This is a genomic window from Kitasatospora sp. NPDC087315 (assembly GCF_044744345.1).
Lineage (GTDB): Bacteria > Actinomycetota > Actinomycetes > Streptomycetales > Streptomycetaceae > Kitasatospora.
Genome location: NZ_JBIUYD010000028.1, coordinates 62,771 through 78,010 on the forward strand (window position 1 = coordinate 62,771; position 15,240 = coordinate 78,010).

Consider the following 15,240-nt stretch of genomic DNA (forward strand, 5'->3'; position numbering starts at 1 on the left):
GCCGGGCCCGGACCACATTCCGGCCCGCGTCAGCCGTGCTGGTGGACCGTCTTCCAGATCCAGCTCGCGTAGGCGGGAACGTTGGTGTAGAGGCCGGGGCCGGTGGAGCAGGCCGGGTCGGTGTCCCCGTCACCCGAGGTGGTCCCGATCAGCTCCCAGCGGCCGCCCCTGCCCTGCTGGATCTGCGGGCCGCCGGAGTCCCCGAAGCAGGCCATGCTGCCCGGCGTCCGGCTGACCGTGCAGAGCCTGGTCGCTCCCGCACGCCCGGGAGAGCACTCGTCGTCGGCTCCCCTGCGGGTGTCCAGCTCCTGGAGCCGGTCCGGGAACTCCGCCTTCGTGAGATCGGTCGTGTCGAGGACGGTGCCGAACCCGAGCAGCCGGGTCGGGGTGCCGGGCCGCCCCGGCTCCCCGGCGATCCTGATCGGCTTCTCCGCGACCGGGCGGGCCAGCCGGACGAGCGCGAGGTCGTTCTGGTTGGGGCTGCCCAGCCGGTAGCCGGGGTGGATCACCGTCCGGTCGATGGCGCGGACGGTGCCCCCGGACTTGCGCTGCGCGGAGCCGACGCGGACGGTCCCGTCCAGCTTCACCAGATCGGGGTCGACGCAGTGGGCCGCCGTCAGCACCCACTGCGGGTCGATCAGCGTTCCGCCGCACGGGGCGTCGTACACGTGGATGTCCGGGGCGCTCAGCGGGATCGACACCATGAACGGGTAACGCTCGGTGGAGTCCTGACCCTTGACGATGGCTCCGGCGCTGCCGGTCATGGCGGTGGCGCACACCGTCCCGGCGGCCAGGGCGACGGCGACGACGCGCGCGGCACGGCGCGGCAGAGAGCTGGGCTTGAACACGGAAAACCCTTCGTTCGGATGAAACGGAAATACCTGAAACGGAAAGGACGAAGCCGGCTGCCGGGCGTCCCCTCGCTCCGGATCCGCGTACGACCCATCCTCCGCAGCCGGCCCGGCCGGAAAAAGCGGTCCCGATGTCACCCTCGGCTAAATTCTGGACATGTCAGTGATCGCTGTCCTCGCGCTCGACGGCGTGCCGGGCCATCAGCTCACCGGTCCGGGGCTCTCCTTCGGCACCGCCGTGCGCCACCACCCCCACGTCGCCTACGAGCTGCGGTACTGCACCGCCCCCGGCCTTCGGGCGACCGGCTCCCCGGCCCCGTTCCGGATCGACACACCCTGGGGCCTGGAGGGGCTGGAGGGCGCCGACACCGTCCTGCTGCCCGGGCACGACGGGTTCCGCGACGAACCGCCCGCCGAGGTCGTCGACGCGCTGCGGGCCGCCGCGGACCGGGGCAGCCGGATCGGCGCGATCGGCACCGGGACGTTCACCCTCGCCGCCACCGGTCTCCTGGACGGCCGGCGGGCCACCACCAGCCGCCGGCACGCCGCCGAGCTGGCGCGGCGCCACCCCCTGGTCGAGGTCGACCCGGAGGGTTCGGTCGTGGACGCGGATCCGTACTACAGCGCGGCGGGGGTGCTCGGCGGTCTCGATCTCTGCCTGCGGCTGATCACCCTGGATCACGGCAACCCGGTCGCCGTCGAGACCGAGCGGCAGATCTTCCTGCAGCTCCACCTGCCCGCCGGCCCCGCCGACGCCGGGGAAGCCGCGGTCCCTGCCGCCCGGGCGGACGCGGCGTACCACGCGGTCACCCGGCCCGGAAGCGGCCTCGGGCCCACCACCCGGTGGATGGAGGCCCACCTCGACCGCCCGCTGACCCTGAACGACATCGCCGACCACGCGGGACTCACCGTCCGCGGCCTGACCCGGCGGTTCCGGGCCGAGACCGGGCTCACCCCGCTCCAGTACCTCCTGCGCGCCCGCATCCAGCTGGCGCAGCGTCTGCTGGAACGCGGAGACGAGCCGGTGGAGCGCATCGCCGCCCGCACCGGGCTGGGCACCCCCGCCAACCTTCGCCACCACTTCCAGCACCACACGGGCACCAGCCCCCGCACCTACCGCACCGCGTTCCGGTCCCTGGTCTCCACTCTGACCTGGGCGGACGGCCGGCAACCGGTCCAGGACACCCCGACGGCCCCGACGGCGACGTCACGGTCCGTCCGTGACTCCATCGCCGACGGGGCCCGGTAGCAGGGCCGCTACTTGGAGGAGACGAGGTGCGCGAAGGCGACCACGTTGTCCGTGTAGTCGTTGCGGGCCTTGTCGTAGGTCCCCCCGCAGGTGATCAGCCGCAGCTGGGCGTCAGGGCTGTCCCCGTACACGTCCTGGTCGGGGAACTGGTCCTTGGAGTAGCGACGGACGGCGTCGACGGAGAACGTCGCGACCACGCCGTCCGCGCGGGTGACGTCGACGGTGCTTCCCGGTGCGAGCTTGCGGAGCAGCAGGAACACCGCCGGTCCGGTCGTGGTGTCGACGTGGCCGACGACCACGGCGGTGCCGTTCTCGCCCGGCGCGGCACCGTCGCGGTACCAGCCGACAAGGTTCTCCTCCTCCGGCGGCGGGGCGGTGAGCGCACCCGAGGCGTCCAGGGTGAGTTCACCGAACGGTGCGTCCACGCCGATGGCGGGGATGCTGAGGCGGGTCGGCGGCGAGTACGGCAGCGCCGTCACGGTCTCCCCAGGAGAGACCTCCGGGGAAGAGACCACCGGGGAAGAGGCCGGAGAAGAGGCCGCCGGGGGGCTGGGTTCCGGTGCCGGAGCGGTGGTGACCGCCAGCGACGAGACGACGGCCGGGGCCGGGGCCGGTGGTAGGGACGCGGCGCGGGGGGAGATGTCGTTGGCCCCATAGATCATGGAGAGGCCGAGAGCGAACATTCCGATGCCAGGACCGAGGAGCCAGCGTCTGCCGAAGCTCCGGGGTGCCCGCCGGCAGGGGTTGGCGTCCGGTGGTGCGGAACGGGACCTCATGGGGTGTATGCCCTTCCATGGAAGCCGGTCATCGTACGGAGGCCCGGCGCCTGCCGGTGCGGTCGCCGCTGCGGACGGTGACCGCACCGGCAGCGCCGAGCGGGGTCAGGTCAGATCGCGCTGCGGTTCGCCGCGCGACGACGCAGGGCGAACGCGCTGAAGCCGGCTCCGCCCAGCAGCAGGGCGGTGCCGCCCAGCAGGTCGGAACCGGGCGAGGCGAGGAAGCCGCCACCCGCGTGGACACCGCCGTGCGGACGCTCACCGCGCTCGCCGCCCCGGCCCTCCTCGCCACGGCCGCCCTCACCACGGCCGCCCTCACCACGGCCACTCTCACCACGGCCGCCCTCGCCACGGCCACCCTCGCCGCGACCTTCCTCGCCCCGGCCCTTCTCGTCACCACGGCCCTCCTCCCGGCCCTGGTCCGCGGTCACGAAGGAAGCCATGAACCCGCCACCCGCGTGAACCCCGCCACGGGGACGCTCACCGCGCTCGCCCCCACGGCCACCCTCGTGACGGCCACCCTCGTGACGACCGCCCTCGCCCCGGCCCTCGTGACGGCCACCCTCACCACGGCCCTCACCGCCCCGACCGCCCTCGTGACGACCGCCCTCACCACGGCCCTCACCGCCGCGACCCTCGTCACCACGGCCCTCACCGCCGCGACCCTCGTCACCACGGCCCTCACCGCCACGGCCCTCGTCACCACGGCCCTCACCGCCGCGACCCTCGTCACCACGGCCCTCACCGCCGCGACCCTCGTCACCACGGCCCTCGTCACCACGGCCCTCGCCGCGGCCCTCCTCGCCACGGCCGCCGCCCTTCTCGGAGGAAAAATTGCCCCTGCCGTCGGACCGGTGGCCGTCATCGGCGAACGCGGCGCCGGGCGCGGCCAGGATGAAGGACGCGGCGAGCGCCGCGCCGATAACAACGGTGCGTACAGAACGCATGAGCGTGTGTTCCTTTCAGTGCCACCGCGCGGAACCGACCGGGCGCCAGTTCGCTAGCTCGCAGTGAATGCTTATTCACCGTCAGTCGATAACGCGGTGACCGCCACTGGGGTGCACCCGGTAGGACCGCGGGGATCTGCCGTCCAGGTGACAGATCCCGCGTGCCGCGCCCGGCTAGCGGGCCCGGACGTGGTAAAGCGCGGGGCCGGGAGGGGGGCATTCGGGTGGCGGCGGCCCGGTGCGGACGCGTTCTCGGCCCCCGCATCGGTGCTCTTCCGCTGCTGGCCCGCGCCGTCCTGGGCATGCATGGTGTCGGCGGCATCACCACCGGCGCCGTCGAAGCCGGCATCACCTCACCTCTTCAGGTGACCGAGCCCACCGAGGAGCACCCGACCGTGACCGACACCGCACCCCGGGCCGTCCTCGCCGCCGCCTCCCCCGGCCACCCCGCTGCCGCGTTCCCCCGGGGGTTCCGCTGGGGCGCCGCCACCGCCGCCTACCAGATCGAGGGCGCGGTCGCCGAGGCCGGCCGTACCCCCTCCATCTGGGACGCCTTCAGCCCCCCCGGACGGACCGCGAACGGCGACACCGCCGTCGACCACTTCCACCGCTTCCGCGAGGACGTCCGGCTGATGGCCCGCCTCGGCCTCACCTCCTACCGGTTCTCCCTCTTCTGGCCCCGTGTCCAGCCCACCGGCCGCGGCCCGGCGAACCCCCGGGGCCTCGACTCCTACCGGGCGCTGACCGACGAGCTCCTGGAGCACGGCATCACTCCGGCCGCCACGCTGTACCACTGGGACCTCCCCCAGGAGCTGGAGGACGCCGGCGGCCGGCCCGACCGGGACACGGCGAACCACTTCGCCGACTACGCCGCCCTGGCCGCCGGGGCGCTCGGCGACCGGGTCCCCACCTGGATCACCCTCAACGAACCCTGGTGCAGCGCCTTCCTCGGCTACGGATCGGGGGCCCACGCCCCCGGACGCACCGGCCCCGCCGACGCCCTCCGCGCCGCGCACCACCTCAACCTGGGCCACGGCCGGGCGGTGCGGGCCCTGCGCGCGGCGCTGCCGGCCACCGCGGAGGTCGCCGTCTCGCTCAACCTGCACGCCGTCCGCCCGCTCACCGCCGGCTCCGACGACACGGAGGCGGCCCGCCGGGTCGACGCCGTCGGCAACCGGGTCTTCACCGGGCCGATGCTCGACGGCGGGTACCCCGACGACCTGCTGGCCGACACCGGCCACCTGATCGACTGGGCCGCCCTCGTCCGCGCCGGGGACCTCGCCGACATCGCCCAGCCGGTCGACCTGCTCGGCCTCAACTACTACACGCCGACGGTGGTGTCCGCCGCCGTCCCGGGCGTGCGGCGCCCCCGCGGGGACGGCCACGGCGACGGCCCGCACAGCCCCTGGCCCGGCTGCGAGGGCGTCGGCTTCCACCGCGCCAACGACGACGTCACCGCGATGGGCTGGCCCATCGACGCCACCGGACTGTCCGACTCGCCGGTCTCCCTGCACCGACGCCACGGCCTGCCCCTGCTGGTCACCGAGAACGGGGCGGCCTTCGAGGACACCGTCGCCCCCGACGGCTCGGTCGACGACCCCCGGCGCATCCGCTACCTCGACCCAGCACCTGGGCGCGGTCTCCCGGGCCCTCGCCGCGGGCGCCGATGTCCGCGGCTACTACCTGTGGTCCCTGCTGGACAACTTCGGGTGGGCCCAGGCCCGTCGAACAGGCTGTCATCATAGCGAGGCCTTAACCCTGAGTTACCGCCCGCCCCAAGGAGCGTATTTGGTCGCGATCAAGGGGTGATGCTGTTGAGGTCTTTGGATCCAGATCATCGCGCCGCGAAGGTGGAGGCCGGCGAGGTAGCCGGCGGACGTCCTGTCGTAGCGGGTGGCGATGCCCCGCCAGGCCTTCAACTTGTTGATCAGGCGCTCGCCCCGCCTCGCGGCCTCCGCGATCGCGCCCTCCAGCAGGGCTTCGAAGACGCCCGCGTCACGCCATTGCCGGAAGCGATCGGAGACGGTTGACCACGCGCCGAACTCCGCCGGCATCTCCCGCCACTGCCCTCCGGTCCTGAACCGCCAGATCACGCCCCCGAACTGCTGCCGCAGTCGCTCCGGGTACGGGCCGTACTCGCCGATCGGCAGGTACGGCTCGATGAACTCCCATTCCTCATCCGTCAGTTGCACTCGCGTCACGCGACATGATCTACCTGATCAGGCGCAGCCCGCGGGTTCCGTGTTCCCAGGCGATGTCGACGACGGAGCCGAGCGGCTCGCGCAGGTGGACGGCGCCCTGGTGGTCCTGGTCGAGGAGCCAGGCGATGGCTGCGGACTTGACGTAGAGGTGGTCGGCGCTGGCCACGTCCCGGGCACGGCGCTCGCACACGTGCTGGCCGGTCGGGTCGGGGAAGTTGAGTCGGCCTGGAGCGCGGTGCAGCGGTTGCCCGCTGTCCGTTTCTCCAGGCCGCTCGCCGAACCCGGCGTGCCCGTTACCGAGCACCGGGCTCTCCACAGAATCGCCGTGGACGTGATTCAGGCAGCCTGAGCCCAAGGGTTGGGGATGCGTTCGCCCCGGTAGCGGTACCGAACGATGGTCACCGCGGCCGGGTTGAACATCTCGATCCCATCCGCCGCGATCGGCTTCCAGGCCCCGGTGGGACCGGTGAGCCAACGACGGACGTCCTTCCACGCCCAACGATGTCGATGGCGCATCATCCGAACGATCCGCCACCAGATGAACTGGCGCAGATGTGCGAACGTTCGGCTTGCCACGGCATGTCGGAAGTAGGCGGTCCAGCCGCGCACGAGTCGGTTGATCCGCTCAAGCACGTCCCGCAGGCCTTGCTGTGACGTCCTGGGGGTCATAGCCCGGATCTTCGCCTTGACAGACTTGAGAGGCCGGTCAGCGACGAAGGTGTAGACGTACCACTTATCCGTTCCTCTCTTGCGACCCCACCGGATGTGGAACCCAAGAAAGTCGAACCCCTCCTCCATGTGCACTACCCTGGTCTTGGCCTCGGACAGCCGCAGTCCCATAGGTTTGAGCACTTGGCTGATCTCCTCGCGCAGCACCTCGACATCGCCTGCGGAGTCACCCCTTAGTAAGACGACGAAGTCGTCCGCGTAGCGGACGAATCGCCAAACGGGGAGCCCCTTCCAGACACGACGCCGGCGCCTCATCTCGGTCGACATTACCTCTCCTGGCTTCCATGGTGCCGTCATATGCTCATCGAGCGCAGACAGTGCAATGTTGGCCAGTAGCGGCGAGAGAATGCCTCCCTGCGGCGTTCCGCTCCGCGTTTCTGAAACTGTGCCGAGCTCCGTAAGAACCCCGGCTTTCAGGAACGCTTTGATGAGCCGCAGTACGCGCTTGTCCTTGATCCTTCTCCGAACCCGTTCCATCAGGGCTGGATGGTCGATGGAGTCGAAGCATGCTTCGATATCGGCATCCAGCACCCACCGGTATCCACGGGTGCCGTAGAAGTGGATCTCAGCAATCGCGTCGTGCGCACGCCGCTCGGGTCTGAAGCCATATGAGACTGGTTCGAAATCTGTCTCAAAGATTGGCTCCAGCACGAGTTTCAGCGCTGCCTGGACAACCCGATCCGTCACCGTGGGGATTCCCAGGCGGCGAACCTTTCCCGAACCGCCCGGTTTGGGGATCTTGCGCTCCCTAACCGGTTGCGGCTGGAACTCACCCGACTTGATAGCCGAGCGCAGGTCCTCCAGGAACCGCGACACCCCTATCTCTGCTTCGATGCGTGCGGGCGTCAGCCCGTCCGTCCCAGCAGTGCGGGCTCCGCGGTTGGCTTCGACCCGCCACCACGCCATCTTCAGCGTGGCTGGGTCATGCACGAGGTTGAACAGGTCGTCGAATCGGCGGTCCTTCTCGTCCGCCGCCCAACGGTGAAGTTTGGCCTGCATCTCCGATACCTGCTGGTTTGAACTCGCGGGGAGTCCCTCCAGCACGGCATCGCCATTCGGCGGTGCATCTTTCGGCATTGCAGTCTCCACTCCTTCCTGATTCTGCTGCCGCCCTTCGCCATGTGACCGGCTTTCCCGGCCTCGGACTACTACGGCGGCTCCGCCCCGTCCAGACCCGTTCGACTGACGGTGTGCCCAGCCTCTGTTCCGCACTGGTTGTGCGGGCGAAGGCGAGGGTCTGGACGGTTCCCGTGTTCACTTGCATTCGATCGACGGATTAGGCACCCAACTTTGCCCCCGCGACATCGCCGTGACTACCCCGCAGCACTTCATCACGGCCTCCCCTTCGCTGCACACATATAACTCCGGGAAGTTCTCCGCTCCACAACGGGAGCGGGTCTGCGTCGCCTCCGGCCCAAATCCGCCAGGTTAGAGCCGGTGCCACTTGTAGGAGCGTAAGACGCTGGTTCCTCTCGTATACCTTTCCGTCTCGCTTGCCGAACCCGCCCTATCTGGCAGTGCTAAGACGTCCCGGCTTTGTCAGGGCTGCTCCCGCCTTTCTCGGCACCTCCCGAGTCAGACTGCCCTCAGCTTCGCTATCCTGCTGCGACAGAACAGCGGTGGTGGTCTTTCACCACCACTCGAATACAAGCGCCTCACGGCGCACGTGCGCGAAGTGGCAGACCCGGTCGGTGTAGAGCTTCGTCGTCAGCTGGTCGCCGCGGCCGCCGAGCAGCGACCCGCACCAGAAGGTGTCCTCGCTGTGCTCCTGGCGGAAGGCATCCAGCTCGATCGCCTCCAACGGCAGGATCAGCGGCACCTCCGATGCCGCGCTGCCCAACACCGCCGTCTGAATCCGCCGCTTGTCACCCGGAAACGACAACCCCCAAACTCGGGCCTGACCATGGCTGTTTCATCGTGCCACCACGCCGTGCCGGGCACCGGGGAAACGGCGCAAGTCCCACCAAAGCACTGGTGAAGCCGACGGAACAGAGTGCCGGCGGGGGCGTGGACCGGCAGACGAACGCTCGGGTTGATCTCCGGCAAGCCGGTGGCCGGCCTCCGTACCAATCGCGAACCGCCTGCTATACGGCGGTATACGGGTTGACGATGGTGTGGTGCCGTTGCGCGGTTTCCAGGACCTTCCGCGGAAAGCGGGGCCCGGCAACGTAGTGACGGCCCTTCGTCTGCCCGACCGCTGTCAGAAGTTCCGCCTTGGTCAGGGCCTGCAGGTCCCTCGTCGCCTGTTGGGTGTTGATCGCTTCGGCTTTCTCGTAGCGCGAGCGGCGCACCCGCCCCACCATCGCCACTTCGTGCAGAGCGGTCGTCTGGCGCTCGGTGATCCCGTAGCTGCCGGCTACCTCGATGAGCTGTGTCCAGCAGTCATTGGACCGGTCGACGCGACGCTGGACCCGCTGCGTCTGCTGGTGGTAGGCGAGGAGATTGAACTTGATCCACGGCAGTGCGTCCCGCTGGGGTGACCAGACCGGACCGCCGACCTCGCGCAGCACCTTGTAGTAGTCCCAGGTGTTGCCGGGCATCCCCAGCCACTCCTCGATCGAGGAGAACTCGGCGGCGAGGACTCCACCCCGGGCGATCAGGAGGGTTTGCAGAGAGCGGGACATCCGGCCGTTGCCGTCCGACCAGGGGTGGATCTTCACCAGGTTGAGGTGCGCCATCGCGGCCCGCACGAGGACGTGGCTTTCGAGGTCGTCATCGTTGAGCCAGTCGACAAGCTCACTCATCAGACCGGGCAGCAGCTCGTGGTCCGGTCCCTCGTAGTCCGTGGCCAGGTCGTCGCCGGGGGCCGTGATCCGAATGGCCGTCCTGCGCCACTGCCCGGCGGTCTTGAGCGGGTGGTGGTGGCCCTGGAGCATCCAGTGCAGGGCGTTGAGCAGTTCCTTGCTGTAGCGGAAGTCAGCAGCATCGTTGAGGGACTGGATGTAGGTCATGGCCTGCTGGTAGGCCAGGGTCTCCGTCTTGTTCTCGTCGCTGGCCTCGACCTCGCGCTCGCCATCCATCAGGTCGGCGACATCCCTCGCGTCGACCTGATAGCCCTCGATGGTGTTCGAGGCCGCGATGGCACTGGCCGTGAGGGCCTTGCGCAGGTCGAGGGTCCATTTCATGGGGGCCTGCTGAACCGCGTACCGCAGCTGGTCGCGCATGGAGTTGATCTGCTCCAGGACCTGATGGTCGACGGACTCGAGGCGGGGCGTCTGATACAGCATGAATCAATGATACCCAGCTCCTATCATTCAATCATTCCAGGCTGCCGAGCCGCGGTCCTGGTCACGCGGCACCGCGGGTGAGGGCCGGCTGCGACTGGCGGGCGGTGCGCAGCGGGACAGTGTGGCCGCGGACGACGGCGACGGCGGCGTGGTGGCGGGCGAGGAGCTCGCGGGCGCGGGCGGCTTCGGCCAGGGCCTGCTCGTCCTGGATGGGCGGGCGGTGATCCCGTTCGGGCTTGCGCAGGCGGTTGTAGTGCCGGCGCAGGATCTCCTCCCGGGCTGCGGCTTCTTCGTCGAGCGTGGCCTGCCGGGCCTGGGTCTGCTCACGCATCTGTTGGCGGAGCTGCTGGTAGGCCACGCTGTCGGCAGGCGGCGGCGCGGTCGGCGCGGGGGCCGGGTCCGTCGTCGGCCGGACGGGGGCGACCGGCTCGGTGTCGGGTGTCGGGGCGGGGGTGGCCTGGCCGACGCGGATGTCGATGGCGCGGACGGTGTCGGGCCGCGCCGCGTTGAGCTTGGTCAGGAGCTGGCGCTGTTCCAGGCGGAGCTTGGTGGCCCAGGCCGGGGAGTCGCAGGTGATGCGCAGGGTGCGGGTGTCGGCGTTGAACCCGGCCGGGAACCAGTGCAGGGCGGCCTCGGCGCCCGTGGAGGTCGCCTCCGCCTGGGGCGGGCCCGCCGTCCGCACAGGGCCAGGTAGGGCCTTCACCGGGTGCGGGGCACCCAGGACCCGCGCTCCACCGCACCGTGCGCGCCGGTCGGGAGTAGACGCTACGCGGCGGTGGACAGCCCGGCCCGGGTGGACAAGGGGGTCCAGCGGCTCCAGCGGGCGTTCGGGGAGACGGCCCGCTGAGCACCGTCCGGCCCGCCGCGCGACCTGCGCCGGCCCCCGCCGGACCGTGACTCCGGCCCCGGCCGGTCCGCTCCGCCGCCCGAACCTCCCCGCGCGGCGGCGCCGTCGCCTACAGTGAGAGCTTCTTGCGGACGGGACCGGGTGACGGCACGGGCGGGGAGGGGGCCGGAGTGGAGCGACGCGTACGTCGGACCGCGGCGGCCGCGCTGTCCTGCGCGTTCCTCGCGGCCTGGGCCGTCTGCCAGGTCCTCCTCGGCACGGCGACGGGCGCGGCGCAGCCGGCCCCCGACGCGCCGCCCGCCGTCGCCGCCCCGGCCGCCCCCGCCGCCGTACGGCTCGGCCCGGCGGGCGCGGAGGTCCGGCGCACCGCGGACCGCCCCGACTCCGACGTCGCCCAGCGGCGGACGGCCGCCGCCGAGCCCGGCGTCCGGCTGCCCGCGCTCCCGCCGGCCGCGCTCCCGGCCGCCCGGACAGACGCCCCCCGGCCCCGGCCCTGGATGTACACCCCGGGGCCGCGCCAGGAGCGGGCGCCGCCGTCCGACCACTACGACCCCCGCCACACCCGCGGTCCCCCCTCCACCCGGTCCAGCTGACGTCCCACCGCGCCCGCCGACCCGGGTGCCGCGGCCTGCCCGCGGCCCGGACGGGAGGGCTCCGGCCACCGTGCCCGGAGCGTTCCCGGCGACGCGCCATCCCCTCGCGTCCGCCCGTCCCGGGTGCGGCGTCCCCTGCGGACGCCCGGCTCCCGCGGACCGCCCGTGGAGTACCCATGCCTACTCGCCGTGCCACGTTCTGGCGCGCGCTCGTCGCGCTCGCCGTCGTCGGTGTCTCGCTCTACGTCGCCCTGACCACCCCGCCCCGCCTCGGCCTCGACCTGCGCGGCGGCACCCGGATCGTCCTGGAGACCCAGAACTCGCCCACCGTCCGCGCCGACGCGGACGCCACCGACCGGGCGCTGGAGGTGCTGCGCCGCCGGGTCGACGGCCTCGGCGTCGCCGAACCCTCGCTCGTCCGCGCCGGGGAGCGGCGCATCGTCGTCGAACTCCCCGGCGTCCAGGACCCCCGCGAGGCCGCCGGGGTCATCGGCCGCACCGCCCAGCTCACCTTCCACCCCGTCACCGCGACCGCCGACGGCCCGGCCGGGCCCCCCGCGGCGGACGGCTCCCGGGTCCTCGCCGACCCCGGCCTCCCCGGCGGCCACCTGCGACTGGGCCCGCCGGTGCTGACCGGCGACGGCGTCAAGGACGCCTCGGCCGTCCTCGACACCCGGACGGGCCTCGGCTGGAGCATCGACCTCTCCTTCCGCGGCTCGGCCGGCGACGCCTGGGCCCGGCTCACCGGGGAGGCGGCGTGCGCCGCGCCGGCCGACCCCGCCCGCCGGGTCGCCATCGTGCTCGACGACCGCGTCCTGTCCGCCCCCGGCGTCCAGGAGAGCGTGCCCTGCGGGCAGGGGATCACCGGCGGTTCGACGCAGATCACCGGCGGCTTCTCGGCCGACGAGGCCCGCGACCTCGCGGCCCTGGTGAAGGGCGGCGCGCTGCCGGTCCCGGTGACGGTGATCGAGCAGAGCACCGTCGGCCCCACCCTCGGCGCCGAGGCGATCCGGGCCAGCGCCCTGGCCGCGGTCATCGGCCTGCTCTGCACCGGGGCTTTCATCATCGCGGTGTACCGCCTGCTCGGGGTGCTGGCCACCGTCGCGCTGGCCCTCTACGGACTGATCTCGTACGCCGCCGTGGTCGCGCTCGGCACGACGCTCACCCTGCCCGGGCTGGCCGGCTTCGTGCTCGCCATCGGCATGGCGGTGGACGCCAACGTGCTGGTCTTCGAACGGGCCAGGGAGGAGTACACCGCGCCCCGGGCGGCCGGCCCCGGCAAGGAGCGCGACCTGCGGCGCCCGCTCCGCGTCGGGTTCGCGAAGGCGTGGAGCGCGGTGGCCGACTCCAACGTGACGACGCTGCTCGCCGCCGGGCTGCTCTTCGTGTTCGCCACCGGCCCGGTCAAGGGCTTCGGGGTGACGCTCTCGATCGGCGTGCTGGCCTCGATGTTCTCGGCCATGCTGATCACCCGGCTGCTCGCCGAGTGGGCGGTGCGCCGGCCGGCCGTCGCCCGGCGGCCCGCCCTGACCGGCATGGCCACCGTCGGCCGGCTCCGGACCCGGCTGACCCGGCGGCCGCCCCGGCTGATGCGCCACCGGCGGCGCTGGCTGGTTGCCAGCGCTGGCCTGCTGCTGCTCGCCCTGGCCGGGATCGGCGGGCGCGGCCTGGACTTCGGCGTCGAGTTCACCGGCGGCCGGGTCGCGCAGTACACCGCCGCACAGCGGGTCGACGCGGACGCCGCCCGCACGGCGGTGGTCGACGCCGGGTTCCCGCAGGCCGTGGTGCAGACCACCGGCGACACCGGCGTGTCCGTCCGCACCAAGGAGACCGGCGACGACCAGCAGCAGCGCATCCGGGAGGCGCTCACCGGCGTCACCGGCGAGCTGTCCGTGGAGCGCGACGAGCTGATCGGGCCGAGCCTCGGCAGCGAGCTGCGCGGCTACGCGCTGGCCGCGCTCGGGCTCGCGGTCGCCGCCCAGCTGCTCTACCTCACGATCCGCTTCCGGTGGACCTTCGCGGCCGCCGCGGTGATCGCGATGGCGCAGGACCTGCTGCTCGTCCTCGGCCTCTTCGCCTGGCTGGGCAAGCCGGTGGACAGCGTCTTCCTCGCCGCGCTGCTCACCATCGTCGGGTACTCGGTCAACGACACGGTGGTGGTCCTGGACCGGCTGCGCGAGCTGCGCCGGACCGGGACGAAGGCGAGCTGGGCGGACCTCGCGGACCGCGCCGTGGCGCAGACCCTCCCCCGGACGGTGAACACCGGCATGGGGGCGCTGTTCGTCCTGGTGGCCCTGGCGGTCCTCGGCGGCGACTCGCTCGCCGACTTCTCGGTGGCGCTGCTGGCCGGGGTCGTGGTGGGCACGGCGTCGACGGTGTTCACCGCGATGCCGGTGGTCGTGCTGCTCCAGGGGCGGTTCCCGGACCGGCCGCGGGAGGCCCGGGAGGCACGGACGCCGCACGCGGCGGGCGCGGCGCGGGCGCGCGACCACAACGGGGCGGTGGTCTGAGCGGCGCTCGATCCGCTCCCGGAGTTCGGTCGGGGAGCGGTGCTGCAGCTGCTCCAGGACGGTTTCCTTCACCGCGCGGGGGAGGCCTCCGCGGTGGGCGAGGGCCGCCTGCAGCGGGATGGGGACAGCCTGCCGACTACGCCACCGTGGTCCGGACGTCCAAGAGCAGCGCCCACCGGTACGCGGCGGCCGTCGCGCGCCATACGGAGGCCCGACCGGGCGGGTGCGCTCCGCCCCCGGCGGCCGCCGGCCGGGGCGGTAGATTGCCGGGACTCCCCGCATCGTCCTCAGGAGCTTCCCGTGCTCGACACCACCGACGCCGCCCTGGTGCGCGAACTGCAGCGCGACGGCCGGGTCAGCTACCAGCGGCTGTCCGAACTCCTCGGCATCTCGCGGGAGGCCGCGCGGGCGCGGGTGCAGCGGCTGCTCCAGCGCGGCGAGGTGCGGATCGTCGGCATCGTGCCCCCGTCGGTGGCCGGGATCGAGGCGGTCGCCCATGTGTCGCTGGACGTGTCGGGCCCGGGCGGACCGGTCGCGGCGGCGGCGGCCGCGCGGCGGGCGACCAGCTTCGTCTCCTGCACGGCCGGGCCGCAGAGCGTGCTCGCCGAGATCCGGGTCGCCGACGGGGCCGCCCTGGAGCGCGAGTTCGCGGCGCTGCGGGCGACACCCGGGGTGCGGCGGCTGGAGGTGTTCCGCTGCGCCGAGCTGGTCCGGGACGCCTACGCGCCGGAGGTCGCGGGCGGGCGGCCCGGTCCGCCGCCCGCGCTGGACGGGGCCGACCGCCGGCTGCTCGGGCTGCTCCAGCTGGACGGCCGGGCCAGCTTCGCCGCGCTGGCCGAGCGGATCGGGCTCTCCCAGCCGGCCACCCGGGCGCGGGTGCTGCGGCTGCTGGAGCTGGGCGCGGTGCATGTGACCGGGCTGGTGGAGTCGCGTGCGCTGGGCGTGCGCGAGGCCGCCGGGGTCGGCCTGGGCGTGCGGGGGCCGGTCCGGGCGGTCGCCGAGGCGGCCGCCGGACTGCCGGGGGTGAACTACGTGGCCACCGGCTACGGGCGCTTCGACGTGGTGTGCGGCCTGGACGCCCCGGACCGCTCGGCACTGCTCGCCGGGCTGGAGGCGGTGCGCGCCCTGCCGGGCGTGGCCCGCTCGGAGTCCTGGGTGCACCTGGACATCGTCAAGGAGTCCTACACCTACGATCTACCCATCCGATAAGCGATTTCTTCTCCTGGAAAGCACCAGGCGTATGATCCGCCCACCCAGCAGATTCTGATAGGCGAAACGATATAAATGAACTCTTGACGCGTTCTTTTCGC

Annotated in this window: 13 protein-coding genes and 2 pseudogenes; 7 read left to right on the top strand and 8 right to left on the bottom strand. The window is 72.3% G+C overall.

What is annotated here, in order from left to right; genetic code table 11:
* Positions 1-29 precede the first annotated feature (29 nt).
* Positions 30-848, bottom strand: coding sequence for a S1 family peptidase (locus ACIO5D_RS32020; RefSeq protein WP_400762077.1), 819 nt, complete (start codon positions 846-848; stop codon positions 30-32).
* A gap of 160 nt (positions 849-1,008) precedes the next feature.
* On the opposite strand from ACIO5D_RS32020, the gene ACIO5D_RS32025 reads away from it, so the two are divergent.
* Positions 1,009-2,100 (top strand): GlxA family transcriptional regulator, encoded by a 1,092-nt coding sequence (locus ACIO5D_RS32025; protein WP_400762079.1) that lies wholly within the window; start codon positions 1,009-1,011, stop codon positions 2,098-2,100.
* Between the two features lie 8 nt (positions 2,101-2,108).
* Here the strand turns inward: ACIO5D_RS32025 and ACIO5D_RS32030 are convergent, their stop codons facing one another.
* Entirely contained in the window at positions 2,109-2,579 is a 471-nt protein-coding gene (locus tag ACIO5D_RS32030; protein ID WP_400762081.1) for a class F sortase, read from the bottom strand.
* Between the two features lie 533 nt (positions 2,580-3,112).
* Here ACIO5D_RS32030 and ACIO5D_RS32035 point away from each other — a divergent pair.
* Together ACIO5D_RS32035 and ACIO5D_RS32040 are read left to right on the top strand one after the other, a co-directional pair.
* Entirely contained in the window at positions 3,113-3,880 is a 768-nt protein-coding gene (locus ACIO5D_RS32035; protein ID WP_400799443.1) for a hypothetical protein, read from the top strand.
* A 245-nt stretch (positions 3,881-4,125) separates the two neighbouring features.
* Positions 4,126-5,632: pseudogene (locus tag ACIO5D_RS32040) on the top strand (glycoside hydrolase family 1 protein).
* Positions 5,633-5,753: 121 nt separating this feature from the next.
* Here ACIO5D_RS32040 and ACIO5D_RS32045 read toward each other — a convergent pair.
* From ACIO5D_RS32045 to ACIO5D_RS32070, 6 genes and pseudogenes are all read right to left on the bottom strand, one after another.
* Positions 5,754-6,024, bottom strand: a pseudogene (locus tag ACIO5D_RS32045) (transposase); the annotation flags it as partial.
* Positions 6,025-6,034: 10 nt separating this feature from the next.
* The gene (locus ACIO5D_RS32050; RefSeq protein WP_400659213.1) at positions 6,035-6,328 is read right to left on the bottom strand and encodes a hypothetical protein; all 294 of its coding nucleotides are present in this window, start codon (positions 6,326-6,328) and stop codon (positions 6,035-6,037) included.
* Between the two features lie 32 nt (positions 6,329-6,360).
* A complete protein-coding gene (gene ltrA / locus ACIO5D_RS32055) occupies positions 6,361-7,830 on the bottom strand; it encodes a group II intron reverse transcriptase/maturase (RefSeq protein WP_400799446.1) in 1,470 nt (489 codons plus the stop codon).
* 553 nt (positions 7,831-8,383) lie between these two features.
* On the bottom strand, positions 8,384-8,593 hold the full coding sequence (locus ACIO5D_RS32060; protein WP_400659516.1) for a hypothetical protein: 210 nt from the start codon (positions 8,591-8,593) through the stop codon (positions 8,384-8,386).
* 244 nt (positions 8,594-8,837) lie between these two features.
* Positions 8,838-9,980, bottom strand: coding sequence for a Fic family protein (locus ACIO5D_RS32065; RefSeq protein ID WP_400762085.1), 1,143 nt, complete (start codon positions 9,978-9,980; stop codon positions 8,838-8,840).
* A 61-nt stretch (positions 9,981-10,041) separates the two neighbouring features.
* The gene (locus tag ACIO5D_RS32070) at positions 10,042-10,662 is read right to left on the bottom strand and encodes a DciA family protein (RefSeq protein ID WP_400799449.1); all 621 of its coding nucleotides are present in this window, start codon (positions 10,660-10,662) and stop codon (positions 10,042-10,044) included.
* Positions 10,663-10,686: 24 nt separating this feature from the next.
* Between ACIO5D_RS32070 and ACIO5D_RS32075 the strand changes: the two genes are divergently transcribed.
* The 4 genes from ACIO5D_RS32075 to ACIO5D_RS32090 all read left to right on the top strand — a co-directional run bounded on the left by ACIO5D_RS32075 (position 10,687) and on the right by ACIO5D_RS32090 (position 15,139).
* Positions 10,687-10,827 (top strand): hypothetical protein, encoded by a 141-nt coding sequence (locus ACIO5D_RS32075; RefSeq protein ID WP_400799452.1) that lies wholly within the window; start codon positions 10,687-10,689, stop codon positions 10,825-10,827.
* Positions 10,828-10,997: 170 nt separating this feature from the next.
* Positions 10,998-11,420 (top strand): hypothetical protein, encoded by a 423-nt coding sequence (locus ACIO5D_RS32080; RefSeq protein WP_400799455.1) that lies wholly within the window; start codon positions 10,998-11,000, stop codon positions 11,418-11,420.
* Between the two features lie 176 nt (positions 11,421-11,596).
* Entirely contained in the window at positions 11,597-13,930 is a 2,334-nt protein-coding gene (gene secD / locus ACIO5D_RS32085; RefSeq protein ID WP_400762091.1) for a protein translocase subunit SecD, read from the top strand.
* A 300-nt stretch (positions 13,931-14,230) separates the two neighbouring features.
* Positions 14,231-15,139, top strand: a complete 909-nt coding sequence (locus tag ACIO5D_RS32090) for an Lrp/AsnC family transcriptional regulator (RefSeq protein WP_363609417.1) — start codon at positions 14,231-14,233, stop codon at positions 15,137-15,139.
* Positions 15,140-15,240 lie beyond the last annotated feature (101 nt).